General features: G+C 70.9%; 20 protein-coding genes and 2 pseudogenes. 5 read left to right on the top strand and 17 right to left on the bottom strand.

Annotated features, from left to right (window positions below):
* Positions 1–20: 20 nt before the first annotated feature.
* From ffh to ABZV31_RS16335, 5 genes are all read right to left on the bottom strand, one after another.
* Positions 21–1,571 carry a signal recognition particle protein gene (ffh, locus tag ABZV31_RS16315; RefSeq protein WP_355893745.1) on the bottom strand — a complete coding sequence of 517 codons (1,551 nt, stop codon included), beginning with the start codon at positions 1,569–1,571 and terminating at the stop codon, positions 21–23.
* A 228-nt stretch (positions 1,572–1,799) separates the two neighbouring features.
* Positions 1,800–4,253 (bottom strand): [protein-PII] uridylyltransferase, encoded by a 2,454-nt coding sequence (locus tag ABZV31_RS16320; RefSeq protein WP_355893747.1) that lies wholly within the window; start codon positions 4,251–4,253, stop codon positions 1,800–1,802.
* A gap of 25 nt (positions 4,254–4,278) precedes the next feature.
* On the bottom strand, positions 4,279–4,617 hold the full coding sequence (locus ABZV31_RS16325) for a P-II family nitrogen regulator (RefSeq protein WP_030990174.1): 339 nt from the start codon (positions 4,615–4,617) through the stop codon (positions 4,279–4,281).
* Positions 4,614–5,954: an ammonium transporter gene (locus tag ABZV31_RS16330; RefSeq protein ID WP_355893751.1), complete on the bottom strand. Its 1,341-nt coding sequence runs from the start codon at positions 5,952–5,954 to the stop codon at positions 4,614–4,616. The genes ABZV31_RS16325 and ABZV31_RS16330 overlap by 4 nt, the downstream gene beginning before the upstream one ends.
* 408 nt (positions 5,955–6,362) lie before the next feature.
* Complete coding sequence (locus ABZV31_RS16335) at positions 6,363–7,847, bottom strand: hypothetical protein (RefSeq protein ID WP_355893754.1); 1,485 nt, start codon at positions 7,845–7,847, stop codon at positions 6,363–6,365.
* 448 nt (positions 7,848–8,295) lie between these two features.
* Between ABZV31_RS16335 and ABZV31_RS16340 the strand changes: the two genes are divergently transcribed.
* Positions 8,296–8,958, top strand: a complete 663-nt coding sequence (locus tag ABZV31_RS16340; RefSeq protein ID WP_355893757.1) for a bifunctional DNA primase/polymerase — start codon at positions 8,296–8,298, stop codon at positions 8,956–8,958.
* Positions 8,959–9,038: 80 nt separating this feature from the next.
* On the opposite strand, the gene ftsY is transcribed toward ABZV31_RS16340, so the two are convergent.
* Entirely contained in the window at positions 9,039–10,250 is a 1,212-nt protein-coding gene (ftsY, locus tag ABZV31_RS16345) for a signal recognition particle-docking protein FtsY (protein WP_355893759.1), read from the bottom strand.
* A gap of 96 nt (positions 10,251–10,346) precedes the next feature.
* Between ftsY and ABZV31_RS16350 the strand changes: the two are divergent.
* Both ABZV31_RS16350 and ABZV31_RS16355 read left to right on the top strand, forming a co-directional pair.
* Positions 10,347–10,553 (top strand): annotated as a pseudogene (locus tag ABZV31_RS16350) (cytosine permease); the annotation flags it as partial.
* A gap of 115 nt (positions 10,554–10,668) precedes the next feature.
* Positions 10,669–11,638: pseudogene (locus tag ABZV31_RS16355) on the top strand (LLM class flavin-dependent oxidoreductase).
* A gap of 87 nt (positions 11,639–11,725) precedes the next feature.
* On the opposite strand, the gene ABZV31_RS16360 reads toward ABZV31_RS16355, so the two are convergent.
* The 4 genes from ABZV31_RS16360 to ABZV31_RS16375 all read right to left on the bottom strand — a co-directional run bounded on the left by ABZV31_RS16360 (position 11,726) and on the right by ABZV31_RS16375 (position 17,981).
* On the bottom strand, positions 11,726–13,144 hold the full coding sequence (locus tag ABZV31_RS16360; RefSeq protein WP_355893762.1) for a sugar porter family MFS transporter: 1,419 nt from the start codon (positions 13,142–13,144) through the stop codon (positions 11,726–11,728).
* A gap of 215 nt (positions 13,145–13,359) precedes the next feature.
* Positions 13,360–16,914, bottom strand: a complete 3,555-nt coding sequence (smc, locus tag ABZV31_RS16365) for a chromosome segregation protein SMC (RefSeq protein WP_355893765.1) — start codon at positions 16,912–16,914, stop codon at positions 13,360–13,362.
* Positions 16,915–17,117: 203 nt separating this feature from the next.
* Complete coding sequence (locus ABZV31_RS16370) at positions 17,118–17,321, bottom strand: hypothetical protein (RefSeq protein ID WP_355893768.1); 204 nt, start codon at positions 17,319–17,321, stop codon at positions 17,118–17,120.
* A gap of 378 nt (positions 17,322–17,699) precedes the next feature.
* Positions 17,700–17,981 carry an acylphosphatase gene (locus ABZV31_RS16375; protein ID WP_355893770.1) on the bottom strand — a complete coding sequence of 94 codons (282 nt, stop codon included), beginning with the start codon at positions 17,979–17,981 and terminating at the stop codon, positions 17,700–17,702.
* Positions 17,982–18,150: 169 nt separating this feature from the next.
* On the opposite strand from ABZV31_RS16375, the gene ABZV31_RS16380 reads away from it, so the two are divergent.
* Positions 18,151–19,263 (top strand): CAP domain-containing protein, encoded by a 1,113-nt coding sequence (locus ABZV31_RS16380; protein WP_355893771.1) that lies wholly within the window; start codon positions 18,151–18,153, stop codon positions 19,261–19,263.
* A 161-nt stretch (positions 19,264–19,424) separates the two neighbouring features.
* On the opposite strand, the gene ABZV31_RS16385 is transcribed toward ABZV31_RS16380, so the two are convergent.
* On the bottom strand, positions 19,425–20,009 hold the full coding sequence (locus ABZV31_RS16385) for a flavodoxin family protein (RefSeq protein WP_355893774.1): 585 nt from the start codon (positions 20,007–20,009) through the stop codon (positions 19,425–19,427).
* Between the two features lie 134 nt (positions 20,010–20,143).
* On the opposite strand from ABZV31_RS16385, the gene ABZV31_RS16390 reads away from it, so the two are divergent.
* Positions 20,144–20,539: a helix-turn-helix domain-containing protein gene (locus ABZV31_RS16390; protein ID WP_355893777.1), complete on the top strand. Its 396-nt coding sequence runs from the start codon at positions 20,144–20,146 to the stop codon at positions 20,537–20,539.
* Positions 20,540–20,585: 46 nt separating this feature from the next.
* On the opposite strand, the gene mutM is transcribed toward ABZV31_RS16390, so the two are convergent.
* From mutM to coaD, 6 genes are all read right to left on the bottom strand, one after another.
* A complete protein-coding gene (mutM, locus tag ABZV31_RS16395; RefSeq protein WP_355893780.1) occupies positions 20,586–21,446 on the bottom strand; it encodes a bifunctional DNA-formamidopyrimidine glycosylase/DNA-(apurinic or apyrimidinic site) lyase in 861 nt (286 codons plus the stop codon).
* A 100-nt stretch (positions 21,447–21,546) separates the two neighbouring features.
* Positions 21,547–22,371: a ribonuclease III gene (rnc, locus tag ABZV31_RS16400; protein WP_355893782.1), complete on the bottom strand. Its 825-nt coding sequence runs from the start codon at positions 22,369–22,371 to the stop codon at positions 21,547–21,549.
* Positions 22,372–22,378: 7 nt separating this feature from the next.
* A complete protein-coding gene (rpmF, locus tag ABZV31_RS16405) occupies positions 22,379–22,552 on the bottom strand; it encodes a 50S ribosomal protein L32 (RefSeq protein ID WP_003951102.1) in 174 nt (57 codons plus the stop codon).
* A 2-nt stretch (positions 22,553–22,554) separates the two neighbouring features.
* Positions 22,555–23,199, bottom strand: a complete 645-nt coding sequence (locus tag ABZV31_RS16410; RefSeq protein WP_355893784.1) for a DUF177 domain-containing protein — start codon at positions 23,197–23,199, stop codon at positions 22,555–22,557.
* A gap of 135 nt (positions 23,200–23,334) precedes the next feature.
* Positions 23,335–24,426 (bottom strand): ATP synthase F0 subunit B, encoded by a 1,092-nt coding sequence (locus tag ABZV31_RS16415; RefSeq protein ID WP_355893787.1) that lies wholly within the window; start codon positions 24,424–24,426, stop codon positions 23,335–23,337.
* A gap of 155 nt (positions 24,427–24,581) precedes the next feature.
* A complete protein-coding gene (gene coaD, locus ABZV31_RS16420; RefSeq protein WP_355894096.1) occupies positions 24,582–25,061 on the bottom strand; it encodes a pantetheine-phosphate adenylyltransferase in 480 nt (159 codons plus the stop codon).
* Between the last annotated feature and the right edge of the window lie 22 nt (positions 25,062–25,083).

A 25,083-nucleotide genomic window follows, 5' to 3' on the forward strand; every position in this document is an offset into this window, starting at 1 on the left:
CCGGCCCCGGCCCCGGACCATCAGCCCATGAACTTCTTGAACTCGTCCGGCAGCTCGAAGTCCTGACCGCCCTGATGCGGCAGTCCGAAGGCGTTGCCGCCCTCGGCGGCTGCGGCGCGGCGCGCGGCGGCCTCCTGCTCCTGCTGCTTGCGCTTCATCGGGTTGCCGGAGCGCTGCTTGCCCTTGGCCTTCTTCGGCTGCTTCTTGCTCCGGCCGGGCCCGCCGCCCATGCCCGGGATCCCCGGCATGCCGGGCATACCGCCGCCCTGGGCCATGCGGGACATCATCTTGCGGGCCTCGAAGAACCGCTCGACGAGGTTCTTCACCGCGCTGACCTCGACGCCGGAGCCCTTGGCGATACGGGCGCGGCGCGAGCCGTTGATGATCGTCGGGTCCTGGCGTTCGGCCGGAGTCATCGACTTGATGATCGCGGCCGTGCGGTCGACGTCCCGCTCGTCGAGGTTGTTGATCTGGTCCTTGATCTGGCCCATGCCCGGGAGCATGCCGAGCAGCTTGGAGATGGAGCCCATCTTCCTGATCTGCTCCATCTGGGCCAGGAAGTCGTCGAGCGTGAAGTCCTGGCCCTTCTTGGACGCCAGCTTGGAGGCCATCTTCTGGGCCTCTTCCTGGCTGAACGTCTTCTCCGCCTGCTCGATCAGGGTGAGCAGGTCACCCATGTCGAGGATGCGGGAGGCCATCCGGTCCGGGTGGAAGGCGTCGAAGTCCTCGAGCTTCTCGCCGTTCGACGCGAACATGATCGGCTTGCCGGTGACCGAAGCGATCGACAGGGCCGCACCACCGCGGGCGTCACCGTCGAGCTTGGAGAGCACCACGCCGTCGAAGCCGACGCCGTCGCGGAAGGCTTCCGCCGTGTTGACGGCGTCCTGACCGATCATCGCGTCGACGACGAAGAGGATCTCGTCCGGCGAGACCGCGTCCCGGATGTCCGCGGCCTGCTGCATCATGTCCTGGTCGATGCCGAGGCGGCCGGCGGTGTCCACGATCACGATGTCGTGGACCTTGGTCTTCGCGTAGTCGATGGAGTCCCGGGCGACCTTGACCGGGTCGCCCACGCCGTTGCCCGGCTCGGGCGCGAAGACGGCAACGCCGGCGCGCTCGGCGACGACGCTGAGCTGGTTGACCGCGTTCGGGCGCTGGAGGTCGGCGGCGACCAGGAGCGGCGAGTGGCCCTGATCCTTGAGCCACTTGCCGAGCTTGCCCGCGAGGGTGGTCTTACCGGTACCCTGCAGACCGGCCAGCATGATCACGGTCGGCGGCTGCTTGGCGAAGCGCAGGCGCCGGGTCTCGCCGCCGAGGATGGTGACCAGTTCCTCGTTGACGATCTTGAGGACCTGCTGGGCGGGGTTCAGCGCCCGGGAGACCTCGGCGCCGAGAGCCCTTTCCTTCACGTTCTTGATGAAGGTGCGGACCACGGGCAGGGCCACGTCGGCTTCGAGGAGCGCGATACGGATTTCCCGGGCCGTGGCGTCGATGTCCGCTTCGGACAGCCTGCCCTTGCCCCGGAGGGACTTGAAGGTGGCTGAGAGGCGGTCGGAGAGAGTATCGAACACGGCGGCGTCGGTCCTCGGAGTCGGGGGCAGGTCTGAGCGTCTTCCAGGGTATCCGGCCGCACAAGACAATCGTCCCCGCCTGCTGGATTCAGCGGACGGGGACGGGAGCCCCGCGTCGGCGGGGACTACGTGACCACGCCGGGTGCCAACGCGGTCGACGCCGGATCACCCCCGCGTCCGCGGGGAACCCGCATCCCTCAACGACCGCCGACCATCCCGGTCACGCGTTCAGCGCAGAGCGTCCTCCAGCGACTTCACCACGGCCGCAGCATCCGCATCGGACAGCACTGCCCCGTCCGCCCGTGTGACGTACACCGTGTCCACCGCGTTGGCACCCAGCGTGGAGACGTGGGCGCTGCGCACGCGTACCTCCGCGTCCTCCAGCGCCCGCCCGATGCGGAACAGCAGCCCCGGCGCGTCCTGTGCGCGGACCTCGATCACGGTCGCGTGCCGGGACGCGGAGGGCGCGACCGTCACGCGGGGCGGGGGTGCCACCACGCCCCGGCGGCGCGGATAGGCGGCGTCCCGCTCGGCGAGGCGGCCCGCGATGTCCAGGGAGCCGTCGAGGGCGCGGACGATGTCGGCGCGCAGCCGGACGGCCTGGGGCAGGGAGCCGTACTGGGCGGCGACCCGCCAGTTCAGCAGCAGGACCGAGCCCTCGTCGACGCCGTCCGGCAGTTCCAGGGCGCGCAGTTCGGCCGTGCGGACGGTCAGGCGGTGCATGGCCAGCACCCCGGCGACCGAGGGCAGCACGCCCGGCTGATCGGGGACGGCGATGAGCAACTCCACGCCGAGCGGCTCGGGCTCCCCCGAAGCGGAAGCGTCCTCCTCCGCGGGCGCCTCGGTCTGGGCGCGCAGCGCCAGCACCGGCCCGCCCGTGCGGTGCGCCTCGATCGCAAGCCGCTCCTGCTCGGCGGTGGGCGCGGCGGGTTCGGGCTCCTCGGGGGCGTCCCCGGAGAGGACCGCGGAGACCCGCCTGACCAGTTCGGCGACCAGCGAGCCCCGCCAGGACGACCAGGCGGCCGGTCCGGTGGCCAGCGCGTCCGCCTCGGTCAGGGCGTGCAGCAACTCCAGCGTGCTCTGCGTGCCGACCGCCTCGGCGACCGAGCGGACGGTGGCCGGGTCCTCCAGGTCGCGCCGGGTGGCCGTCTCGATGAGCAGCAGGTGGTGGCGTACGAGGGTGGCGAGCACCGCCACGTCCGCGCGGTCGAAGCCGATGCGCCCGGCCACGTCCCTGGCGATGATCTCGCCGACCACGGAGTGGTCGCCGGGCCAGCCCTTGCCGATGTCGTGCAGCAGCGCGGCGACCAGGAGCAGGTCGGGGCGGCTGACACGGCGGGTCAGTTCGGAGGCGCGGACGGCGGTTTCGATCAGATGCCGGTCGACGGTCCAAAGGTGGACGGCGTTGCGCTGCGGGCGGCAGCGGACCCGCTCCCAGTCGGGAAGCAGGCGCGTGATCAGGCCCTCGGCCTCCAGGGCTTCCCAGACGTCGACGGTGGGGCGGCCGGAGCCGAGCAGGGTGACGAGCTGTTCGCGCGCCTCGGCGGGCCAGGGCGTGGGCAGGGGGCGCACGGTGGCCGCCATGCGCCGTACGGCGTGCAGGGAGAGCGGCAGGCCGGCCTGCGCTGCGGCGGCCGCGGCGCGCAGCGGGAGGACGGGGTCGCGCTCGGGGCGCGCGGCGCGGGCGAGCACCACCTCGCCGTCCTGCTCCACGACACCCTCGGCCAGAGGAGACCTTTCGGTGACCGGCTTCCCACCGCCCAGCATGGCGCGCAGCCTGGGCCGCACGGCGCGCGACCGCAGCACACGCCCCACCTCGCGCCAGGTGACGTCGCTCGCGTACGAGATCACGCGCGCCGCCTCGTACACCTGCCGCAGGAGCGTGTCGGCGTCCAGCAGTCCCAGCTCGGCCGCCACCTGGTCCTGCTCCTGCAGCGCGAGCCGGTCGGTGGCACGGCCGGTGGCCAGGTGCAGGGCGTCCCGTACGTCGAGGAGCCGGCGCCGGGCGTCGGCGAGGCCCTCGCGCGGGGCGTCGGCCAGCCAGGACGCGGCGACCGCGCGCAGGGCGGTGGCGTCCCGCAGGCCACCGCGGGCCTCCTTCAGGTCGGGTTCCAGGAGGTACCGCAGCTCGCCCTGCCGGGCGGCCCGTTCGGTGCACAGCTCCTGGAGTTCGGGGAGACGTTTCGGCGCCTGGTTGCGCCAGTCGGCGAGGACCGCGGTGCGCAGTCCCGCCGTCAGGCCGAGGTCGCCCGCGATGTGCCGGGCGTCCAGGAGGCCGAGCTGGACCTTGAGGTCCTCCCCCGCCGTTTTGCGGGCCTCCGACGGCGTACGGACCGAGTGGTCGAGGGCGAGGCCGAGGTCCCACACGGGGTACCAGATGCGGTCGGCGAGGGCGGCGACGGCCTTGGCGTCCCCGCCGTCGTGCAGGAGCACCAGATCCAGGTCGCTGCGCGGGGACAGCTCACCCCGCCCGTAGCCGCCCACGGCGATCAGCGAGACGCCCCGGAGCCTCTGGGCCGCCGCGCCGAACAGCCCCGCCAGCCAGTTGTCGGTCAGTCCGGCGAGAGCCGCACGGCGCGGCGGCCCGGACCGCGCCCCCTCCTGGAGGAGGCGCAGCCGGGCCGCCGCGTAGCCGCTGGGTCCCGAGTCCTCTGCTTCTTTCCGCACATCCGTACTCGTCACCCAGCGACTCCTGTCCTTGTGCAGTTCAAAGCGCGTCCGGGCCGCGCTCGCCGGTCCGGACCCGGACGGCCGTCTCGACCGGGAGGGACCAGACCTTGCCGTCACCGATCTTGCCCGTGCGGGCCGCCTTGACGATGACCTCGATCAGCTGCTCGGCGTCGTCGTCCTCGGCCAGCACCTCGATGCGGATCTTCGGCACCAGGTCGACCGTGTACTCGGCGCCGCGGTAGACCTCGGTGTGCCCCCGCTGACGACCGTAGCCGCTCGCCTCGGTGACCGTCAGACCGTGAACACCGAAGGCCTGCAGGGCCTCCTTGATCTCGTCGAGCCGGTGGGGCTTCACGACGGCGGTGATGAGCTTCATGCGTCCACCTTCTTGCTCTGCGCGGCGGCCAGGGACGGAGCGGCGACCGTGCCGACGACACCGCCGCCCGCGCCGCTGAAGTCGTATGCGGTCTCGGCGTGCTCCGCCTGGTCGATGCCGGAGATCTCCTCGTCCTCGGGGACCCGCATCCCGATCGTCTTGTCGAGGATGAAGGCGAGGATCGCGGAGGCGATCAGGGAGTAGGCGAGGACCGCGAAGACACCGGCGCACTGCTTCCAGAACTGGTCCATGCCGCCGCCGTAGAAGAGGCCCTTGACGTCGGACTGGCCCTTGCCGCTGGCGAAGAAACCGATGAGCAGGGAGCCGACGACGCCGCCGACCATGTGGACCCCGACCACGTCGAGGGAGTCGTCGTAGCCGAACCTGTACTTCAAGCCGACCGCCATGGCGCACAGCACACCGGCGGTGGCGCCGACCGCGATCGCGCCGAGCGGGGAGACCGCGCCACCGGACGGGGTGATCGCGACCAGACCGGCGACCGCGCCGGAGGCGGCACCCAGCGTGGTGAACGCGCCGTGGCGAATCTTCTCGTAGGCGAGCCAGGCCAGCATGGCCGCGCCGGTGGCCACCTGGGTGTTGACGAACATCAGCGGGCCGACGCCGTCGTCGTTGCCGAGCCAGGAGCCGGCGTTGAAGCCGAACCAGCCGAACCACAGCAGACCGGCGCCGAGCATGACCAGCGGGAGGCTGTGCGGGCGCATCGGGTCCTTCTTGAAGCCGACGCGCTTGCCGATGACGAGTATCACGCCGAGCGCCGCGGCACCGGCGTTGATGTGGACCGCCGTACCACCGGCGAAGTCGATCACCCCGAGGTCGAAGGCCCAGCCGCCGGTGCCCCATACCCAGTGGGCGACCGGGAAATACACGATCGTGGCCCACAGGACGAGGAACAGCGACCATGCGCTGAACTTCACGCGGTCGGCCAGCGCACCGCTTATCAGGGCGGGCGTGATGATCGCGAACATCAGCTGGAACACGGCGAAGGCGAACACCGGGATGGTGTAGCCGGGCCAGAGGTCCATCTTGCCGATGCCGCTGAAGCCGACGAAGTCGGAGGTCCAGCCGACGATCGAGCCCTTGTCGGTGCCGAAGGCCATCGAGAAGCCGTAGAGCACCCACAGAATGGTGACGATCCCGAGGCTGATGAAGCTCATCATCAGCATGTTCAGCGTGCTCTTGACGCGGACCATGCCTCCGTAGAAGAAGGCCAGGCCCGGGGTCATCAGCATCACCAGTGCGGAACAGATCAGCATGAAGCCTGTATTGGCGGACGACAGCTTGGCTGCGTCCGCCGCAAGCATGATGGCTGGAGCCATCGGCGTCTCCTCGTCGGTTGGTACGGCCCCGTGCGGGCGAAGCCTGGGCGGTCAGTGAGGGGTGGGCCGGTTATGCGCCATGAGATTGGCGCAGCGCGGTTTCGGTCGACGCCCCTCGTTGTTTCGCCGGGGTGACGAAGGCGCCCTGCGTGTTACGCGTCGATGAAGTGCCGGATGTCGGCCGCGCCGATCGCTATCGTGACGCAACCTTCGATGAAGGGCACCGCAGCCATGAATTAGCCATGAATTGAGGAGCCCCGACGGCGATCAGCCGGATCCGCGAGAGCGGCGCCGGCTCAGGCGCGGGAAGGGACGAAGCCGGCCGCGGGCGGCCTTCCGATGACCTGGCGTGGGGGAGCCGAGTCGGGCAGTTCGGGAGGGCCGGCCGCGGCCGGGGTTCAAGGGGTTTCAGACGGCCTCGGCGGTCTCGGGCAGCTCCACGGCGAGCTGCTCGGTGAGGCCGATGACCTCGGCGAGATCGCCGTAATCGCGTACGGCGGTGTCGACGGTCTTTCGGATACGGGTGTTCACTCGCTCGGAGCGGACCTTCTTGGCGACCTGCATCGCCCGCGCGGCATACGCCGTGCTCTGCTCGGGCTCGCGCCGCAGCAGGTGCACCGTGGCCACGCCGATGAGGTTCAGTGCGTACGACCGCTGGTGCTCGGCGTCCTCGGCGAACAGCTCCGCGGCCTTCTGCATCAGCGGCTCGGCCAGCGAGGCGTACGTGGGGCTGCGGCCGGCGACGTAGGCGAGGTCGCGGAAGGAGTGGGAGTTCTCGCCGTACAGCTCGGCCTCGGAGAAGAAGCGGATCCAGTCGGGGTCCGGCTCGTCCCAGTCCTCGGCGTCGACGAAGGTGTCCTCGGCCATCCGCACCGCCCGCTTGCACCTGCCGGGCTGGCCCATGTTGGCGTAGGCGCGGGCCTCCATCGCATACAGCATGGACTGGGTGCGCGGGCTCGCGCAGTCGCGGCTGCCGTACTGCGCGAGGTGGATGAGCTCCAGGGCGTCCTCGGGGCGGCCGAGGTGGATCATCTGGCGGCTCATGCTGGAGAGGATGTACGAGCCGAGCGGCTTGTCGCCGGCCTCCTTGGCGGCGTGCAGGGCGAGCACGAAGTACTTCTGCGCGGTGGGCTGCAGCCCCACGTCGTAGCTCATCCAGCCGGCCAGCTCCGCCAGCTCCGCGGCGACCTTGAACAGCCTGCGGGTGGTGGCTTCGGGCTGGGGTTCCTGGAGAAGGTCCGTCACCTCGTGCAGCTGGCCGACGACCGCCTTGCGGCGCAGGCCGCCGCCGCACTGGGCGTCCCACTCCCGGAACATCACGGTGGTGGACTCCAGCAGGTCGAGCTCGGGCCGGGAGAGTCGGCCGGGGTGGCGGGTCGCGGCCGGCGGCTCGGGTTCGGTCCGCGGGGCCGGGGGCGCGGGGACGAGCCAGCGCTGCAGCGGCTCGATGAGGGACGGGCCCGCGGACAGCACCAGCGAGGTCCCGAGGAAGCCGCGCCGCGCCAGCATCAGGTCGCTGCGCGAGAACTCGCTGAGCAGGGCCACGGTCTGCGGGCCCGTCCAGGGAAGGTCGACTCCGGTCGCGGAGGGCGACTGGCGGGCGGTGCGCAGACCCAGGTCCTCCACGGAGACAACACAGCCGAAGCGCTCGGAGAACAGCTCCGACAGGATCCGGGGGATCGGCTCGCGCGGGTTCTCCCCGTCCAGCCAGCGCCTCACGCGCGAGGTGTCGGTGGAGATGTGGTTGGCCCCCAGCTGGCGGGCCCGGCGGTTGACCTGGCGGGCGAGCTCCCCCTTGGACCAGCCACTGCGCACGAACCACGAAGTGAGCAGCTCGTTGGGGCGCCTGTCCGCACTCGCAGCGTTCGTCCCGCTACCGCCGTTGCCGCTCACTGGAACGCCCCCATTCCTGAGACCACTTGTCGCTGAGTGCGCCAAGCCCTATCAGAATGCCGGTCAATAGGGCCGTTCGTCCGTCGGTTCTCACCCTTCGAACGGAATGGCGACTTGCCTCCGGCATACCCACGAGTGCATGTGCCCCCAGGACTCGCACACTCACAGTAATCCTACGATCACCCGTCCAGCCATGGCGATCCCGGAAACGCCACCATTCGCCACCCCTTCGAATGAACTCTCGGTGGCCTTGGCGCGATTCACTTGACATAGGACAGCCGGGAGTCGGCGGAGCGGTGCGCGTAAGGGCGTGCGGCGCCGAGCGCACCACCCGGAGCGCTTCCGGGCGCCGCCTGGACTGGGCGGGGCCGGGGAGGGAGTGAGAACAGAGAGTCACGATCCGGATCCGCCTCGTAACCATCGAGGCGCCGGACCCGTTGGAGGGAGCATGGGCTTCACGATCGGCGGCATTCGCGAGATCCGCTCCGGCGCGCGGCGGCGCGGCCGGTCGTACCGCGCGTCGGAGTGCACCGCGATGGCCGAGTACACCGGGCTGTGGGGCTGGGACGTGGTGCGGGGTGCCCGAGCCGCCGCCGGCGCGTGCTCGTGCGGCCGCACCGACTGTCCCGCGCCGGGCGCCCATCCCCTCGAGTTCGCGCCCGCGATCCCGGCCGGGGCCACGCTCTACGAGGTGACCAAGGCCTGGGCGGAGCTGCCCGGGGCCGCGGTGATGCTGGCGGTCGGGCGCGCGTTCGACGTGATCGAGGTCGCCGAGCCCGCCGGGCGCCGCGCCCTGGCCCGGCTGGAGCGCATGGGCCTCCCGCTCGGCCCGGTGGCCGCCACCCCGGACGGCCGCGCCCACTTCTTCGTCGCCCCGGGCGCGGCCACCGAGCTGCCCGCGCTGCTCTACCGCTTGGGCTGGGACGACCCGACCTCCCTCGACCTGCGCGGCCTCGGACCGGGTGCGTACATCACGGCACCGCCCTCCGACCGGGGCGGCCTCGGCCCGGTGCGCTGGCTGCGCCCACCGGCCCTGGACGCGGCGAAGCCGCCGGAGGCGCGGCTGCTGCTGGGCACCCTGGCGTACGTGGCGCACCGGTCGCGGGCGTAGCCGCACACAGCGAAGCGCCCGTCCCCAACTGAACCTTGGGAGCGGGCGCTTCTCGGCACCTCAACGGAAGCCGCGGGTGGTCAGTCTCCGACAAGGGCGTCAACGAACGCCTCCGGCTCGAACGGCGCCAGGTCGTCCGCGCCCTCGCCGAGCCCGACCAGCTTGACCGGTACGCCCAGCTCGCGCTGCACCGCGACGACGATGCCGCCCTTGGCCGTGCCGTCCAGCTTGGTCAGCACGATGCCGGTGACGTCGACGACCTCGGCGAAGACGCGGGCCTGCACCAGGCCGTTCTGCCCGGTCGTCGCGTCCAGCACGAGCAGCACCTCGTCCAGCGGGGCCTGCTTCTCGACGACGCGCTTGACCTTGCCGAGCTCGTCCATGAGGCCGGTCTTGGTGTGCAGACGGCCGGCGGTGTCGATGAGGACGACGTCGGCCCCCATCTCCTTGCCCTCCTTGACCGCGTCGAAGGCCACGGAGGCGGGGTCGCCGCACTCGGGGCCGCGCACGGTGTGGGCGCCGACCCGCTCGCCCCAGGTCTGCAGCTGGTCGGCGGCGGCCGCGCGGAAGGTGTCGGCCGCGCCTAGCACGACGCTGCGGCCGTCGGCCACCAGCATCCGGGCGAGCTTGCCGGTGGTGGTGGTCTTGCCGGTGCCGTTGACGCCGACGACCATCACGATGCCCGGCTTGCTGGTCTCGGGCTCGGTCTTCACGGTGCGGTCCAGATCGGTGCCGACCAGCTTGAGTAGCTCCTCGCGCAGCAGTCCGCGCAGCTCCTCGGGGGTGCGGGTGCCGAGCACGCGGACGCGCTCGCGCAGCCGCTCGACCAGCTCCTGGGTGGGCTGCACACCGACGTCGGCGGTCAGCAGCGTGTCTTCGATCTCCTCCCAGGTCTCCTCGTCGAGGTGCTCGCGCGACAGGAGGGTGAGCAGGCCCTTGCCCAGGGCGTTCTGCGAGCGGGAGAGGCGGGCGCGCAGCCGGACCAGACGGCCGGCGGTGGGCTCGGGGACTTCGATCGCGGGCGCCGGGAGCTCTTCGACGGCGGGTGGCTCCTCGACGGCGACGGGAGCGGAGCCGTCCGGAAGATCCACCTCCTCGATCGTTCGCCGCGGCTCTTCGCGCGGCGTCTCGGCCTCGTCGCCGACGTGCGGCTCGGCCGGAGGGGCGGTGATGTCGGGCGCGGCGGGGGGCGGCGGGGGCAGCGACTTCTTCCGCCGGCTGCCGACGACGAGCCCGCCGAGCGCGACTAGCACGACCACGGCGATGACTACAGCAAGGATGATGGTTTCCATAACCCGTCCAGTATCAGCCATGGGCTCCGGCGACACCCTGCTTGTGGCTTCCTCCAAGGGACAAACCCCACTGGAAGGATGGAGTGGGATCAAAGCCGGGGCGGCTTCTCTCCCGCCGCGGTCGCCGCCTGGGCGGTCGGCCTCGGTACGGGCCTGATGTTCACCATGTCCGACTGGTTCACCGCCCCGCTCGCCAGGAACAACGTCATCAGCGAGTACGGCCTCGGCTGGGTCGCCACGATCGCGATGTCGGGCCTGCTGTACCTGGCGCTGCCGAAGCCGGCGGTGGTGACGCCGGCGGCCGCCACGGGTCAGCCATACCGCGAGCCCACGGCCGACACCGGCCGCCGCCCGGGCTATCTGACGTATCGTCAGATACCGTCCCCTGCACACCCGCCCGGCGAAGGGGGACGCTGCCATGCCCGTCACGGTCGTACGTTTCAACCTCGTCGAACCCGGCGCCACCCCGGCCTCGCTCAGCGCGCGTTACCGGGCGGCCGTCGAGATGGCCGTGTACGCCGACGACCGCAGGATCACCACCGTGCAGACCGAGGAGCACCACGGGGTCGCGAACAACTGGCTGCCGTCGCCGTTCACCTTCGCGGGTGCCGTCCTCGGCGCGACCCTGCACCTCGCGGTCACGGTGTCGGCGGTGGTCGGCCCGCTGCACGACCCGCTGCGGCTGGCCGAGGACATCGCCGTACTGGATCTGCTGAGCGGCGGGCGGCTGGTGACCGTCGCGGGGATCGGGTACCGGCCCGAGGAGTACGCCCTGTTCGACGTGGAGTGGAAGCGGCGCGGCAGGCTCCAGGACGAGCTGCTGGAAACCCTGCTGAAGGCGTGGACGGGCGAGCCCTTCGCGTACCGGGGCCGTACCGTACGGGTCACCCCGCGGCCGTACTCCGACCCGCACCCCCTGCTCCTGGTCGGCGGCTCCTCGAAGGCGGCCGCCCGTCGCGCCGCCCGCCTCGGCCTGCCGTTCTTCCCGAGCGCGCATCTGCCGGAGCTGGAGGCGTGCTGAGGAGCGGCTGATCGAGTACGGCACCGAGGGCTGGACCATGATGCCCGCCGCCGAGACCCCGCTGCTGCACCTCGCCGAGGACCCCGACCGCGCGTGGGCGGAGTACGGCGAGCACTTCCTGCACGAGGCGCGGACCTACGCCTCCTGGCAGTCGGGCGACATCCGGTCGGCGGTGAAGTCGGGCGCGACGACCGTGGAGGAGCTGCGCGCCGAGGGCGTCTACCGCATCCTCACCCCGGACGAGTGCGTCGCCCAGGGCCTGGACAACCACGTCCTCCACCCCCTGGCCGGCGGGATGCCCGTCGACGAGGGGTGGCGCAGCCTGCACCTGTTCTGCGAAGACGTACTGCCCCGGCTCGGTGCGTGAGCCGGGGCAGTACGCCTTACGGGTTCGAGGAGAGGGGCAGCGGGGACTTGGCCCTTCTCCTCGGGATCGAGGGCCTCCTGAAGAGGCTCAGCCCATCTCCTCCAGCGCCTTGCCCTTCGTCTCCTTGACGAACTTCAGGACGAACGGGACGGAGAGCGCGGCGAAGAGCGTGTAGATCACGTAGGTCGCCGACAGGTTCCAGTCGGACAGCGAGGGGAAGCTCGCGGTGATGGCCCAGTTGGCGATCCACTGCGCGGAGGCGGCCACGCCCAGGGCGGCGGCGCGGATCCTGTTCGGGAACATCTCGCCGAGCATGACCCAGACGACCACACCCCAGGACAGGGCGAAGAAGAGGACGAAGACGTGGGCGGCGATCAGGGCGACCCAGCCCTGGGTGCTCGGCAGCTTGCCGTCGACCAGGTGGTAGGAGAAAGCCCAGGCCTCCAGCGCCAGACCGACGACCATGCCGACGGAGCCGATGATCGCGAGCGGCTTGCGACCGATGCGGTCCACGAAGATCATCGCGATCACGGTGCCGACGATGTTGATGATCGACGTCGTGAACGAGTAGAAGAAGGAGTCCGTCGGGTCGACGCCGACCGACTGCCACAGCGTCGAGGAGTAGTAGAACGCGACGTTGATGCCGACGAACTGCTGGAAGACCGACAGGCCGATGCCGACCCAGACGATCGGCTTGAAGAAGAAGCCGCCGCCGAGCAGGTCGCGGAAGCTCGACTTCTCCTCGCGCTTCATGGCGAGCTCGATCTCGGCGACCCGGGCATCGAGGTCGAGGTCCTGGCCCTCGACCTCGGCGAGGATCTGACGGGCGCGGTCGTGCTTGCCGACGGAGATCAGGAAGCGCGGGGACTCGGGGATCGCGAAGGAGAGCAGGCCGTAGAGGACGGCCGGGATGGCCATCACGCCGAGCATGACCTGCCAGGCCTCCAGGCCCATCAGCTTGCCGCGCTGGTCGCCGCCGGCGGCGTTGAGCAGACCCCAGTTGACCAGCTGCGAGACGGCGATGCCCACGACGATCGCGGCCTGTTGGAAGGAGCCGAGCCGGCCGCGGTACGCCGGCGGGGCGACCTCGGCGATGTAGGCGGGGCCGATGACGGAGGCCATGCCGATGGCGAAGCCGCCGACGATGCGCCACAGGGCGAGGTCCCACAGGGCGAAGGGCAGGGCCGAGCCGACGGCGCTGACCGTGAAGAGGACGGCGGCGATCTGCATGCACCGGATGCGGCCGATGCGGTCGGCTATGCGGCCGGCGGTCGCGGCGCCGACGGCGCAGCCGATCAGGGCGATGGCGATGACCTGGGCCAGGGACGCGGAGCCGATGTCGTAGCGGTCCCGGATGGCCTCGACGGCGCCGTTGATCACGGAGCTGTCGTAGCCGAAGAGGAAACCGCCCATCGCGGCCGCCGCCGCGATGAAGATGACGTGCCCGAGATGATCGGGATGAGCCGTCCTGGCTCCTGACTTGGGTGCCTGCGCTGTGCTGGTCACGTGTACTCCTCGGGCACACCGGCAGCGCTGCCGGGTGGGGGTCAGCCCTTCCAGGTGGCGAGACCTGAAGGTAAAAGCAACGTTGCAGAGACTATGCCTTCAAGTTTCGAAGTCAATACGATCACTATAAGTTTTTCAGCGGCAAGGCGCCGGGCTTGCATTCAAGAGTTGAATCCACCTACGGCACGGGGCGCGACCGGTGCAGACACACGCGCCTAGCGGAGCCGCTGGCTGATGACCTTCGACACACCGTCGCCCTGCATGGACACGCCGTACAGCGCGTCGGCGACCTCCATCGTGCGCTTCTGGTGCGTGATCACGATCAGCTGCGAGGTCTCCTGCAGCTCCTGCATGATGCGGATCAGCCGCTGGAGGTTGGTGTCGTCCAGGGCCGCCTCGACCTCGTCCATGACGTAGAACGGGCTCGGCCGGGCCTTGAAGATCGACACCAGCAGCGCGACGGCCGTCAGCGACCGCTCGCCGCCGGAGAGCAGGGACAGGCGCTTGACCTTCTTGCCCGGCGGACGTGCCTCGACGTCCACTCCCGTGGTGAGCATGTTGTCGGGGTCGGTCAGCACGAGCCGTCCCTCGCCGCCCGGGAAGAGCCGGCTGAAGACGCCCTCGAACTCGCGGGCCGTGTCCCGGTAGGCCTCGGTGAAGACCTGCTCGACGCGCTCGTCGACCTCCTTGACGACCTGGAGCAGGTCGGCGCGGGTCTTCTTCAAATCCTCGAGCTGCTCGCTGAGGAACTTGTGGCGTTCCTCCAGCGCGGCGAACTCCTCCAGGGCCAGCGGGTTGACCTTGCCGAGCTGCTGGTAGGCGCGCTCGGCGGCCTTGAGCCGCTTCTCCTGCTCCGCCCGGACGAACGGCCGCGGCCGGTTGCGGGGGTGCTCCGGGTCCTCCGGCAGCTGCTCCCCCTCGGCGGGGGGCGAGGGCGGCACCAACTGGTGCGGGCCGTACTCGGACACGAGCCCCGCCGGTTCGACGCCGAGCTCCTCCAGCGCCTTCGTTTCCAGCTGCTCGATCCGCAGCCGCTTCTCGGCGCCGAGTACCTCGCCCCGGTGGACCGAATCCGTCAACTTGTCGAGTTCGGCCTTGAGATCGCGTCCTTCGGCGCGGGCCTGGGCGAGCTCCTGCTCGCAGCGGGCCTTGGCGGCCTCGGCGGCGGTCCGCTCCTCGTCCGCGCGCGCCAGTGAGACCTCGACGTGCGCGAGCAGTTGCCGGGCGCCGGAGGCGACGGCCTCGGCGACGGCGGCCTCGTGGCGCAGCCGGGCGCGCCGCTGCTCGGCACGCGCGCGTGCCTCGCGTTCCGCGCGGGCGGCCCGGTCGAGCGAGTCGGCCCGGCCGGCCAGTCCCTTGACCCGCTCCTCGTGCGTACGGACCTGGAGCCGGGCCTCCATCTCGGTCTGGCGGGCGTTGGCGCCGTCGGCGGCGAGCCGGTCGCGGACGGAGGTGTCGGGCTCCTCCTCGACCGGCATCTCCTCGGCGACGGCGAGCCGTTCGGCGAGCTCCTCGACCTCCTGGCGGGCCTTGTCGAGGGCCTCCTGGGCGCGTGCGGCGGCGGCCGTGGACCGCTCGGCCTCACCGGCGGCGCCGCGGGCCTGCCCGGCAAGCCGCCCGAGCTGCTGCGCGACGGCCGACTTCTCCCGGTCGGCGGCCCGGCGCCGCTCACCCAGCTCCTCGACGAGCGCGGCGCACTCCTTGCGGCGCTCCGCGGCGCGGGCTTGCGCCTCGGCCAGCTCCTCGCACCGCACGGCGAGCTCTTCGAGTTCGGCGGCGGCCTCGTCCACGGACGCCTGCACCTCGAGCAGACTGGGCGCCCCGGCCGACCCGCCCTGCGCGAAGTGCGCCCCGAGCAGGTCCCCTTCGGCGGTGACGGCCGTGAGGTCGGGCCGTACGTGAACCAGGTCCTCGGCGTCCTCGAGGGTGCTGACGACGACGATCCCGCGCAGCAGCCTGCGCACGGCGGGCATGAGCTCGGCGGGGCCACGGACGAGGTCGGCGGCGAAGGGATGGCCGTCGGTCCGCGATTCCCGGGGTACGTCGTCGGGGGCGCCGCTCAGCAGCAGCGCCGCCCGTCCCGCGTCCTGTTTACGCAGCAGGCGGATGGCGTCGGCGGCGGCGGACGGGGAGGTCACCGCGAGGGCGTCCGCCGCTGCGCCGAAGGCGGCCGCGAGCGGGACCTCGTAGCCCGGGGTGACCGTCAGGAGCTCCGCCGCCGGGCCCAGCAGCCCGGTGAGCCGGTCTTTCGCGTCGAGCAGCGCACCCGTGCCGTCCTTGCGGCGCAGCCCCATGGCCAGAGCGTCGTGGCGGGCCTGGGTCGCCGCCCGCTTGCGTTCGGCCGCCGTGGCCGCCTCGCGGGCGGCCGTGAGGGCGGCCTCGGCCTCGGCGAGCTGCTGCTTCGCCGCCTCGTGCTGCTCGGCGAGTTCCTGGTCGCCTGCGTCGAGGCCGTCGACCTCGGCCTTGAGGGCCTCGTACTCCTCCTGGGCACGGACGGCCCGTTCCTGCGCTTCGTCCCTCGCGGCGGTCAGCCGGTCGATCTCGGCCTGGGCGGCGGCGGCGCGCGAACGGGCCGCGTTGACCTGGCCGCTGAGCCGGGCCAGGCCCTCGCGGCGGTCGGCGATGGCGCGGGCCGCGTCCTTCAGGCGTCGTTCCTCGAGGGCGAGTTCGCGTTCCAGCTCGGCGCGGTGCGCGACCGTGTCGTCCAGCGCGCGCTGGGCCGCCTCCAGGGCCGCCTCGAGCTCGGCCTCCTGCTCGCGGATGCGGGCGGCCTCGCGTTCCATGTCCTCGGGGTCGCGTCCGCGCCGCTCCTCGGGGGGTGCGGAGGTGGCGCTCTTCACGCGGGCGTCGGCCAGCGAGATCGTGCTGCGCACCCGCTCGGCCAGCTGGGAGAGCTCGTACCAGGTCTGCTGGGCGCGCTGGAGGCGCGGGGTGAGCCGGCGTACCTCGTCCTCCAGCAGCGCCTCGCGCTGGAGCGCCTTCTTCAGCTCGTGCTCGGCGGCTTCCTTGCGTTCCTTGAGGGCCGCCTCGTCGGCGATCTCGGCCTTCAGGGCCTCCCGGAGCCGCACCAGATCATCCGCGAGGAGGCGCAGGCGCGCGTCGCGCAGGTCGGCCTGGATCACGGCCGCCCGGCGGGCCACCGCAGCCTGCCGGCCCAGCGGCTTGAGCTGGCGGCGCAGTTCGTCGGTGAGGTCCTGCACGCGCGCGAGGTTGGCCTGCATCGCGTCCAGCTTCCGGAGCGCCTTCTCCTTGCGCTTGCGGTGCTTGAGGACGCCCGCGGCCTCCTCGATGAAGGCGCGACGGCCCATGGGGTCGGCGTGCAGGACGGAGTCGAGCTGGCCCTGGCCGACGATGACGTGCATCTCGCGGCCGATGCCGGAGTCGGACAGGAGCTCCTGGATGTCGAGGAGGCGGCAGGTGTCGCCGTTGATCTGGTACTCGCTGCCGCCGTTGCGGAACATGATCCGCGTGATGGTGACCTCGGAGTACTCGATGGGCAGGGCCCCGTCGGAGTTGTCGATGGTCAGGGACACCTCGGCGCGGCCGAGCGGCGGGCGCCCGGTGGTTCCGGCGAAGATGACGTCCTCCATCTTGCCGCCGCGCAGCGACTTGGCGCCCTGCTCCCCCATGACCCAGCTGAGCGCGTCCACAACGTTGGACTTGCCCGAGCCGTTCGGGCCGACGACGCACGTGATCCCCGGCTCGAACCGGAGCGTGGTCGCCGAGGCGAACGACTTGAACCCGCGGAGGGTCAGGGCCTTGAGGTGCACGCCGCTGGACTCTACCTGCCGCCGGTATCTCACTCCATGAACCCGCGGTTTCACCCCTGAACGTGCAGGGCACACCAGACGTTAAAGAGGGTGAAAGGATGCGGGGGCAAGAAAGAAGGGACGCCGAAGCGTCCCTTGCAACTCTGACAACTGAGCGGTTGATACGGGCAGCCCAACCACTGTGTCGTTGTGCGATGCAGTGATCAGGTGAGCGCAGGCTCCGCCTGGTGTGCGTCAACACGCTCCATGATCCTGTCGTGAGAAGCGGCAGCCGTCAGCGCGTCGTTCTCCTCCTGGATCCGTACGAGCTCGGATTCCAGGTCCTGGACACGCTGCTGGAGCCGTCGCATCTCGGCGAGGAGTCGAGGGTCGGAGCCGCCGACGTAACCGAGAAGCGCCTTTGCCATGATGGATGGTCCTCCACACTGAGTGACCGACCGAAGCGGTGTGGGTCGTGAGGGATTCGCACCCGTGGTGCTTGGCACTGTTGAGTTTGTATTGCCGTTCTCCATGCCAAACAGCTAAGGTGCGCGGGCTTTCAGCGTCTCACCAAAAAGTTTGACGGTCAACACGATCACGCCCCGTACGGGCGGGCATCCCGGGGGCGCGCGGCCGGAAAACGGCGGCGCTGCGACTCCTGCGGGCCCCTGGGGGCGTGGCGATCATCCTGTCGTGCGGAGCCTGCCACGGCAAGCAGTTCTTGGCAACCACCTGCTCCTTTTCGCTCGGGACGGATGCCGGTGGCATGTACCTCTGCTCCGGCCGGGTGGCCGTGCGGGACGGACTCAGCGGATGGCGAAGCCGTCGTAGCCCCCGCGAGGTGTGTCCCAGATCTCGGTGACACCCTCCACGCGCCCGGGCGTGTCGCCGCCCTTCAACCAGTCGAGGAGCTTCTGGCAGGCCTCCTTGGGGCCCTCGGCGACCACCTGGACGCGTCCGTCGTCCACATTGAGAGCAAAGCCACTCAGGCCGCCGATCTCCAGCGCCTTGGCCCGCGTGAACCAGCGGAAACCCACACCCTGGACGCGCCCGCGCACCCAGGCGACCAGTCGAACATCCTCGCTCATGAGTGCAACCTAACCGGCCAATGTCTCTCCAGGCACTTCCTCCCCTGGCGCCATGCGGTACCGTCCCCACCCAATGAATCTCATATGAAACTCACTCGATCGAGTGAGTCGGGTTGACCGCGACGGCTCAGGACGCGTGTCGGCCGCCAGGGACGAGGAAGGCCAGGACATGGGACGCCACCGACGCTCGGACGCCGGCCGCGCCGCCACGGGCCGCGACACGGGGGGCACGGAAACGTACGGCTCGTACACGCAGGGCCACGACCCGGGGGACTCGTACGCGGGAGAGCGCCCCACCATGGGCATCGCGCCCTACCTGAACCCGGAGCTGTACGCCGACGCCTACTCGAAGGCCCAGGAGTACCTCTTCGCGACGGACGACGACTACACCCAGGCCGCGGACACCGCGGTCTTCCCGTCCGAGGGCTTCGCCCCCTCGGACGGGCCCCGCCGGGAACGTGGGCATCGCCGGAAGAAGAAGGCCGCGACGCCGGTCCGCACGGGGCTGCTCGGGGTCTCGGCCGCGGTCGCCATCGGCACGGTCGCGGTCGCCACGGGCGCCGTGCCCGGCCTGGAGAACTACAAGCTCGGCGGCGGCAGCAGCAGCGGCGCCGACAAGGTGCAGGCCGCGGGCTCGCCGACCAACTCGGAGACGCAGCAGGGCGGTACGTCCGGCAGCGCGGACGACCGGGCCGGCGGTTCGTCGACGAGCCGCGACACGGACCGGTCGGCCTCGCCGACGCCGTCCGCCTCAGCCTCCGCCTCACCGTCGGCGACACCCACGAAGTCGCCGTCGACGAAGCCGACGGCTGCGCCGACCAGGACCAAGAAGCCGGCGACCACGCCGCCCCGCAAGGCCACCAAGGCGCCGACGCACAGCAGCGCCCCGGTGACGGTCTCCACGGAGGCCGCCGCCGAGACGGAGGTACTCAAGCTCGTCAACGAGGAGCGGGCGAAGGTGGGCTGCAGCCCGGTGGCGGCGAACAGCTCGCTGACCGATCTGGCCGAGGAGTTCAGCAAGGCCATGGCCGACCAGAACTTCTTCGACCACACCGATCCCACTGGCGCCTCGCCCTGGGACCGGGCGGCGAGGCTCGGCATAAGCAACCTCGGCGGCGAGAACATAGCCCGGGGCCAGGCCGACGCGGCGGCGGTGATGGAGGCCTGGATGAACAGCCCGGGCCATCGGGCCAACATCCTCAACTGCGACTTCAAGACCCTGGGCGTGGGTGTGCACTTCGGGGCCGGCGGCCCCTGGTGGACGCAGGACTTCGGCTACTAGCGGTCACTCAGGCGGCGTCCAGACCCTCAAGGCTCAGCCGACCGTCCAGACCCTCAAGGCTCAGCGTCCAGGCCCTCAAGGCTCAGCCGACCGTCCAGGCCCTGAAAGGTCGGGCGGCCGTCCAGGCCCTGAAGGGCTCGGGCGGCCGCCACGCGCTGTGCTCAGGCGGCGACCTGGCCCTGGCGGAAGATCTTGGCCGTCCGAGCCACCCGGTGGCCCAGGTGCTTCGCGGTGGCGATGTCCGCCTTGTGGACCGCCTCGGGGCCCTCGTCGACGTTGGTCTGGGCGGCCGCGCCGGCGAAGACGCCGAGGCGGTTGAGGTCGTGCTGGGAGCCGGCGCTGTTGTTCCAGCCCGGGTGCAGGCCGAGGTTGACCCAGTGCATGCCGTGCTGGGCGGCGAGGATCTGGAAGAACTGCAGGGTGTGCAGCTTGTCGCCGCTCTTGGAGCCGGAGTTGGTGAAGCCGGCGGCCAGCTTGTCCTTCCAGTCCTGCCCGAACCAGCGCTTCGACGACGCCTCGGCGAAGACGTGGAAGGCGCCGGAGGCGGTGCCCATGTAGGTCGGCGAGCCGAAGACGATCGCGTCCGAGGCGTCGAGCGTCGCCCACTGCTCGTCGGTGATCTCGTCCACCTTGATCAGGTGCACCTCTGCGCCGGCCTCGGCGGCGCCGGCCCGGACGGCCTCGGCGAGGACGGCGGTGTGGCCGTAGCCGGAGTGGTAGGCGATGGAAACAACAGGGGTGGTCACGTTCGTACTCCTCAACGACATGGAGAACGGGAGCCGCAACGGAAGGGCAGCTCACCGGCCATGAAGAAAGGAAAGCACTAACTTATGGTTAGTGCAACCTGCCGGTTAGCGCTGCGCTCGAGTACGCTTGAGCCATGAGCATCACGCAGGAGCGCACGGAGGAGCAGAACCTCCCGTACAACGTGTTCGCGAAGGTCTGCCCCTCCCGCGGCACGCTGGAGCACGTCACCGGACGCTGGGGCGCGCTCACGCTCGGTGCCCTGTACGAGGGCTCCTTGCGCTTCAACGAGCTGCGCCGCCGCGTCGACGGCGTGAGCGAGAAGATGCTGTCCCAGACCCTGCACGCGCTGGAGCGCGACGGCCTGGTGCACCGCGAGGCCCAGCCGACGAACCCGCCCCGCGTGGACTACGAACTGACCCCCCTCGGCCGCGAGGTCGCCGAGCGCCTGCTGGCCCTCATCCACTGTGTGGAGGGCCGCATGGACGACGTACTGGCGGCACGCGAGGCGTACGACGCCCGCCAGGCCTAGGACGGAGAACAGGCGCTGACGCCGGCCCGACCGGCGCTCGGCGGAGTCAGGGCAGGACGCGCGGCGCGCGCTGGCACTTCGGGCAGAAGTAGCTGGAGCGGTTCATCCAGGGGCGGCGGCGCATCGGGGTTGTGCAGCGGCGGCAGGGCAGGCCCTCGCGGCCGTATGCGTCGAGGGAGCGGTCGAAGTAGCCGGACTCGCCGTTGACGTTGACGTACAGGCTGTCGAAGCTGGTGCCGCCCACGGCGAGGGCCGCGTTCATCACGTCCCGTACGTGTCCGAGGAGTTCGAGCGTGCGCGGGCGCGTGAGGGTCGCCGTCGGGCGCTCGTAGTGGATACGGGCCCGCCACAGCGCCTCGTCCGCGTAGATGTTGCCGACGCCGCTGATCAGCGACTGGTCGAGCAGGGCCCGCTTGATGGTGGTGCGCTTGCGGCGCAGCACCTGGTGGAAGGCCTCGTCGTCAAACAGCGGATCGAGGGGGTCGCGGGCAATGTGCGCGATGACGTCCGGCAGACCGTCCGGGGTGGTGTCGTGCAGCGACAGGCCGCCGAAGGTGCGCTGGTCGACGAAGCGGAGTTCGGTGCCGAGGGCGTCCACGAACCTCACCCGGATCCGCAGGTGCTTCTCCGCGGGCGCCTCCTGCGGCTGAACCAGCAGCTGGCCGCTCATGCCGAGGTGGGCCAGGATCGCCTGGCCCGTGTCCTCCAGCGGCAGCCACAGGTACTTGCCACGGCGGCTGGGCGTGCCGATGCGGTGGCCCTTGAGCCGGTGCGCGAAGTCGTCGGCGCCGGCGAGGTGGCGCCGTACCGCGCGCGGGTGCAGCACCTCGGCGTCGGCGACCGTCCGATGGGCGACCCACCGCTCCAGACCGCGCCGTACGACCTCGACCTCGGGCAACTCGGGCATGGCTCCCCCGTACACACCTCCCACGGCCCCCTACGGGCCGTCGTATGGGCCGAGCGCCCGCCTGGGGCAGAGGGGGCGGGCGCTCGGCTCGCGCTGTGGGTCAGGCGGAGGCCGACGCCTCGTCGGCGTCCTCGGCGGCCTGCGCCGCCTTGGCGCGCTCGTCCGCCGCGGCCCGGATGGCCCGCCACGCGGACTCCGCGGCCTGCTGCTCCGCCTCCTTCTTGCTGCGGCCGGTGCCGGTGCCGTACGAGACGCCTCCGACGCGGGCGGCAGCAGTGAAGGTCTTCTCGTGGTCGGGGCCGGTCTCCGTGACCAGGTACTCGGGCACGCCGAGCCCCTCGGTCGCGGTGAGCTCCTGGAGACTGGTCTTCCAGTCCAGGCCGGCTCCGAGGCTCGAGGACTTCTCGATCAGCGGGTCGAACAGGCGGTGCACCAGCTCCGCCGCCGAGTCGAGACCCTGGTCGAGATAGACCGCGCCGATCACCGCTTCCAGGGTGTCGGCAAGGATGGACGCCTTGTCCCGGCCGCCCGTGCCCTCTTCACCGCGGCCGAGCCGGATGAAGGAGCCCAGGTCGAGACCGCGGCCCACCTCCGCCAGCGCACGCGAGTTGACCACCGCGGCCCGCAGCTTGGCCAGCTGGCCCTCGGGCAGGTCGGGGTGGGTGCGGTACAGCGTGTCCGTGACCACCAGGCCGAGCACGGAGTCACCGAGGAACTCCAGCCGCTCGTTGGTGGGCAGGCCGCCGTTCTCGTACGCGTAGGAACGGTGGGTCAGTGCTCGCACCAGAAGGGCGGACTCGACCTTGTAGCCGAGCCGCCCTTCCAGAAGCGTGTGGGACGAGGCCTGGTTGTCCGCTTTCTTCCTGGCGTGTGGGTCCGCCTTGGCGTCATCCGCCTTCTTGGGACTGGACACAGTGCCTCTCACCAGCCGCTCAGACCTCGAGGACCTGGCGCTTGTTGTAGGTGCCGCAAGACGGGCACGCGATGTGCTGCTGCTTGGGCTCGTGGCAGCGCTCGCACGCAACCAGGGTGGGGACCGCAGCCTTCCACTGCGACCGGCGGTGGCGCGTGTTGCTGCGCGACATCTTCCGCTTCGGAACAGCCACGGCTACTTCTCCTGCTTCTCGTCGACGCCCGCTTCGGCGCCGCTCATCTCGTCCTTCTCGCCGTCCGTCATGGTGTCGGCGAGTCCCTGCAAAGCCGCCCAACGGATGTCGACGGCGTCATGGTGGTGGTCCGGGTCGTCAGCGAGCCGTGCTCCGCACTCGGAGCACAGACCCGGGCAGTCTTCCTGGCACACCGGCTGCATCGGCAGTGCGAGCACCACCGCATCGCGCAGCAGAGGTTCGAGGTCGAAGAGTCCATCCTCGAGGAAGAGCCTGTCCTCGTCGTCCTCGGCGTCGTCGCCCGGTTCCGCGATCACGCGGCCCCGGTCGTCGGCGTCAGGGTACGAGAACATCTCCTGGAAGTCCGCTTCGAGCTCCTGCTCGACCGGCTCCAGACACCTTACGCACTCCCCCTCGGCCGATGCACGGGCGGTGCCTGTGACGAGCACCCCTTCCATGACCGACTCGAGTCGGAGTTCGAGCTCCACCGAGGTGCCTTCCGGCACTCCGACGACCCCCTGGATACCGAAGTCCTTGGGGGCCTGGACCGTGCGGGTCAGGCGCTGGAGCGCACCGGGACGCCGCCCCAGCTCGTGTGTGTCGAACACGAGGGGGTTGCGGTGGTCGAGGCGGGCGTTCAGGGCCATTCCTGCTTTCGGTCTTCGAAGCTCTGAGGAACGCTGCCCCGACGGTGCTCCCGGGCAGCGCTGATCGCGGACGTACGCGCGACCGAAGAGCCAGGATACTGGACCTTTCGCTCTCGGCCCAATCCGGTGGGGTGCCTACAGGCCGCGACCCTGTTCGTAGGCCCGCAGCTGCTCCGCGCTGATCATGCTGGTGTCGAAGAGGCTGGTCTCATCGAGGGCGTGCGCCTGCGGCTGGGCGTACCCCTGCTGGGCCTGGTGCCCCTGCTGGGCCTGATGCGGGTTGTAGGCCGCCTGCTGGGCGTCGTAGCCCTGGAAGGGGGCACCGCCCGCCGGAGCGTAGCCGGAGGTGGGGGAGTACGGGTCGGCCTGCTGGTAGCCGTACGGGTCCTGCTGGCCGTAGCCCTGCTGCTGGTAGCCGCTGTACGGGTCGGCCTGCGCGGTCTGCTGATAGCCGTACGCCGGCTGCGGGTCGTACTGCGGCTGGGCGGGCTGCTCGGCCGCCGGGGCCTCCGCCATGGCCGCGAGGTCGGCGAGGTAGTCGGCGTCGCTGGAGTGCTGGACGGTGGTGGTGTCGTCGGCGAGGGCGCCGAGGTCGTCGGTGGCGATGCGGCCGTGCAGCTTCTGGCGTCCGCGGCCGACCGCATCCAGGGTCTTGGCGAGGACCGCCTCGAAGGCGCCGAGCTTGGCATCGACGTACGCGTCGGCGCTGCGGCGCAGGGTCTCCGGGTCGTGGCTGCGCTCGGGGGCGTCCTCGTCCTCGTAGCCGTCCTCGTCGAGGCCGGGACCGGTGCCCAGCAGCTTCTCGCGGCCGCGGCCGACGGAGCCGAGGGTCTTGGTGAGGACGACCTCGAAGTTGGCGAGCTTGGAGTCGACGTAGTCGTCGGCCTCGGCGCGGATCTCCTCGGCCTCCTTGCGGGCCTCGGCGAGGATCCGGTCGGCCTCGGCCTGGGAGCGGCGGGCGACCTCCGTCTCGGAGATCAGCGAGCCGCGCTCGGCGTGCGCGTTCTCGATGATCCGCTCGGCCTCGCGCCGCGCCTCCTCGACCATCTGCTCGCGGTCGCCGATCAGCTCCTGCGCCTGCGCGAGCGAGCCGGGCAGGGCCTGGCGTACTTCCTCGAGCATGGCGAGCAGTTCGGCGCGGTTGACCACGCACGAGGCCGACATGGGCATGGACCGGGCACTGGAGACCGCGGCGACGATCTCGTCGAGCTTTTTCTGCACGTCCACCGTGTGCTCGCCACTCTCTACCGATGTGTTGGAGACGGACGGGACGACTGTACGGCCATGGGGTGGCCGTGGGACACCGAGTGATGGGTCGTCAGGTTCCTTGGAGGTCCCTGTGGGCCTCCGGGGAGGCTGCCGTGTGCCTGCCCGGGGCGCTCTCAGTCCTGCTTCAGGCGCTTGGAGAGGGCGTCCAGGACCGCCGGCGGCACCAGGTGGGAGACGTCGCCGCCCCAGGCCGCGACCTCCTTGACCAGGGAGGACGACAGGAAGCTGTAGGTGGGGTTGGTGGGCACGAAGAGGGTCTCGACGCCCGAGAGGCCGTTGTTCATCTGGGCCATCTGCAGCTCGTAGTCGAAGTCGCTGACGGCGCGCAGGCCCTTGACGATGGCGGGGATGTCGCGCTCCTTGCAGAAGTCGACGAGGAGGCCGTGGAAGGCCTCGACCCGGACGTTCTCGTACTCGGCGGTGACCTGGCGGATCAGGTCGATCCGCTCGTCGATCTCGAACAGGCCCTTCTTGGACTTGTTGATCATCACCGCCACGTAGACCTCGTCGTACAGGCGGGAGGCGCGGGCAATGATGTCGAGGTGTCCGTTGGTGATCGGGTCGAACGACCCGGGACAGACGGCGCGGCGCAACTGAGATCCCTCGCTCTCCGGT

The organism is Streptomyces sp. NPDC005202 (assembly GCF_040608235.1).
In the GTDB taxonomy this organism is placed as follows: Bacteria; Actinomycetota; Actinomycetes; order Streptomycetales; family Streptomycetaceae; genus Streptomyces.

Bases quoted from the DNA above. Each gene is read 5' to 3' on its own strand.
- ABZV31_RS16330 (WP_355893751.1), bottom strand. From the start codon at position 5,954: ATGGCTCCAGCCATCATGCTTGCGGCGGACGCAGCCAAGCTGTCGTCC.
- mutM (WP_355893780.1), bottom strand. From the start codon at position 21,446: ATGCCCGAGTTGCCCGAGGTCGAGGTCGTACGGCGCGGTCTGGAGCGG.
- ABZV31_RS16410 (WP_355893784.1), bottom strand. From the start codon at position 23,199: ATGGCCCTGAACGCCCGCCTCGACCACCGCAACCCCCTCGTGTTCGAC.
- ABZV31_RS16325 (WP_030990174.1), bottom strand. From the start codon at position 4,617: ATGAAGCTCATCACCGCCGTCGTGAAGCCCCACCGGCTCGACGAGATC.
- ABZV31_RS16380 (WP_355893771.1), top strand. From the start codon at position 18,151: ATGGGACGCCACCGACGCTCGGACGCCGGCCGCGCCGCCACGGGCCGC.
- ABZV31_RS16375 (WP_355893770.1), bottom strand. From the start codon at position 17,981: ATGAGCGAGGATGTTCGACTGGTCGCCTGGGTGCGCGGGCGCGTCCAG.
- ABZV31_RS16370 (WP_355893768.1), bottom strand. From the start codon at position 17,321: ATGGCAAAGGCGCTTCTCGGTTACGTCGGCGGCTCCGACCCTCGACTC.
- ftsY (WP_355893759.1), bottom strand. From the start codon at position 10,250: ATGGAAACCATCATCCTTGCTGTAGTCATCGCCGTGGTCGTGCTAGTC.
- ABZV31_RS16390 (WP_355893777.1), top strand. From the start codon at position 20,144: ATGAGCATCACGCAGGAGCGCACGGAGGAGCAGAACCTCCCGTACAAC.
- ABZV31_RS16340 (WP_355893757.1), top strand. From the start codon at position 8,296: ATGGGCTTCACGATCGGCGGCATTCGCGAGATCCGCTCCGGCGCGCGG.